This is a genomic window from Planktothrix sp. FACHB-1355, from assembly GCF_014748295.1.
GTDB classification, from domain to species: Bacteria; Cyanobacteriota; Cyanobacteriia; order Cyanobacteriales; family Aerosakkonemataceae; genus Aerosakkonema; species Aerosakkonema funiforme_A.
The window spans coordinates 1-2,656 of sequence record NZ_JACJUP010001008.1 but is presented as its reverse complement, the minus strand read 5'-3'; the positions used below and the strand labels follow the sequence as shown (position 1 = coordinate 2,656).

2 protein-coding genes are annotated in these 2,656 nt (G+C 45.5%); both read left to right on the top strand.

Translation table 11 applies throughout. The annotated features are described in order from the left end of the window. Window positions 1-449: 449 nt before the first annotated feature. Window positions 450-1,931, top strand: a complete 1,482-nt coding sequence (gene nifB, locus H6S82_RS28215) for a nitrogenase cofactor biosynthesis protein NifB (protein WP_190462875.1) — start codon at window positions 450-452, stop codon at window positions 1,929-1,931. A 97-nt stretch (window positions 1,932-2,028) separates the two neighbouring features. Next, on the top strand, window positions 2,029-2,656 hold a 628-nt coding region (locus H6S82_RS28210), incomplete at its 3' end, for an aminotransferase class V-fold PLP-dependent enzyme (protein WP_191057106.1).

Below are 2,656 nucleotides of genomic sequence, written 5' to 3'. Positions count from 1 at the left end.
AGGAGCGGGAGAGTAGTCAGATTCAAACTATTCCAGCCCTAGTGAGTAGTTTTTGAGTGCAGCTTAAAAGCTCAAAAAAGGCTATGTAAAATGCCCTCAAAGCCACTCCTAGACTGGATTTAGACGTGAGTACACAGAATTATAGTCCCCTGCTCCATAAATACTTGTACCTCAACCCAAAAATACCAGTACCCTTATCCCAAAAAAAATTTTTGATTCGCTGCGATACTGATTGGGGAAGGGTTTGAGTCTTTGAGTACAAATCTAATATATTCAATAAATCTGAAGCGGGTCGAATCGTTCTGACTACCTGAAGACGGCTGATATAAATTTCATAACGTCAGGCACTTAAGTTTCAGCAGAAGGGAAGAAAAACCAAACTTCGCTACTTTTGCACATAAGTGTTCTACGTCGATAAATCAGTTCGTTTACTTGACCTACGGATTTCGATGTCACCTACTACAGAACTACTGGCAAAAACAGAAGCGAAAGCACAGCCGGACGCACTCTCCCAACCCAAAAAATCTGGTGGTTGCGGCTGTAGTTCCTCTTCTACTGAAATCTCCCACGATGAAAAAATCAAAGAGCGCATCGCCAAGCACCCTTGCTACAGTGAAGAAGCGCATCACCACTACGCTAGAATGCACGTTGCTGTTGCACCTGCTTGCAACATACAGTGCAACTACTGCAACCGCAAATATGATTGTGCCAACGAAAGCCGTCCAGGTGTCGTCAGCGAACTGCTAACTCCCGAAGAAGCCGCCCATAAGGTGCTGGTAATTGCGGGTAAGATTCCGCAGATGACGGTGTTGGGAATTGCTGGCCCTGGCGACCCCTTGGCGAACCCAGAAAAAACTTTCCGCACATTCGAGTTAATTGCCGACAAAGCCCCGGATATCAAGCTGTGCTTGTCAACCAACGGCTTAATGCTACCAGATTACGTCGATCGCATCAAAAAACTCAACGTCGATCACGTCACCATCACTATTAATATGGTAGACCCGGAAGTCGGCACGAAGATTTATCCTTGGGTTCACTACCGGCGCAAACGCTACAAAGGCATTGAAGCGGTAAGGATTCTGCACGAACGGCAGATGGAAGGGTTGCAAGCCCTCAAAGAAGCTGATATCCTGTGCAAAGTCAACTCCGTGATGATTCCAGGGATTAATGACGAACACCTGGCAGAAGTCGATCGAGTAATTCGCGAGAAAGGTGCATTCCTGCACAACATCATGCCCCTGATCTCCGCACCCGAACACGGCACCCACTTTGGTTTGACAGGTCAGCGCGGCCCAACACCGAAGGAACTGAAAGCGCTGCAAGATAAATGTGCCGGGTCAAATATGAAGATGATGCGCCACTGTCGCCAGTGTCGCGCCGATGCGGTAGGATTATTGGGTGAAGACCGGAGTCAAGAATTTACCAAAGAAAAATTCTTGGAAATGGCACCGGAATATAACTTAGAAAAACGCCAAGAACTCCACGCTGCGATCGATAAAGTTCAAGAGGAACAAAAAGCAGCCAAAGCAGCCAAAGCACAAAAGAAAGTCGCAAATTCTCCCAAAATTTTAGTTGCAGTCGCTACCAAAGGCGGTGGATTAGTCAATCAACACTTCGGTCATGCCAGAGAATTCATGGTTTACGAAGTTGATGCCAACGAAGCCAAATTTGTCGGACACCGCAAAGTCGAACAGTATTGTCAAGGCGGCTATGGTGAAGACCATTCTCTTGACGACATTTTAAAGATGTTGGAAGGTTGCAAAGCAGTTTTGGTTTCCAAGATCGGTAGTTGTCCCCAAGAACAGTTGAAAAAAGCTGGAATTGAAGTGGTAGAAGCTTACGACTTAATCGAAAAAGTAGCTTCCGAATATTACCAAAAGTGGCTTTCCATCCAAGTTTGTACTGATTCCGTACTGGCGAGCGAAAGCTAAACACTAGGCGCTAGAGAAGAGAGAAATCGTTCACTTCTCTCTTCCTACCCACTCCCAACCTCTTAACCATTTCCCAATCCCAATTCCCCAGTTAGCAATGTCAGTCATTTATTTAGATAACAATGCCACTACCAAGGTAGATCCCCTAGTCCTTGAGGCGATGCTTCCTTTCCTAACTGAATATTATGGCAACCCTTCTTCAATGCACACTTTTGGCGGACAAGTTGGGAAGGAAGTTAAACAAGCAAGGGAACAAGTTGCAGCTTTGTTAGGCGCAGAAGCCACTGAAATAGTATTTACCAGTTGTGGCACGGAAGGAAATAATACGGCGATTCGATCGGCCCTAGCAGTCCAGCCTAACAAAAACCATATCGTTACTACAGAAGTCGAACACGCCGCTATTCTCAGCCAGTGCAAACTGCTGGAAAGTCAAGGCTATAAAGTTACCTATCTTTCCGTAAATAACCAAGGACAATTAGACCTGGATGAATTAGAAGCTTCGCTGACAGGTGGCACTGCTTTAGTGTCGATCATGTATGCTAATAATGAAACAGGCGTTATTTTTCCCATCGAACAAATCGGTCACATCGTAAAAGAAAAAGGTGCTATATTTCATGTAGATGCCGTTCAAGCGGCGGGTAAAATTCCACTGAACATGAAAAATAGTACGGTGGATTTACTCACCATTTCCGGTCACAAACTGCACGCACCTAAAGGACTTGGCG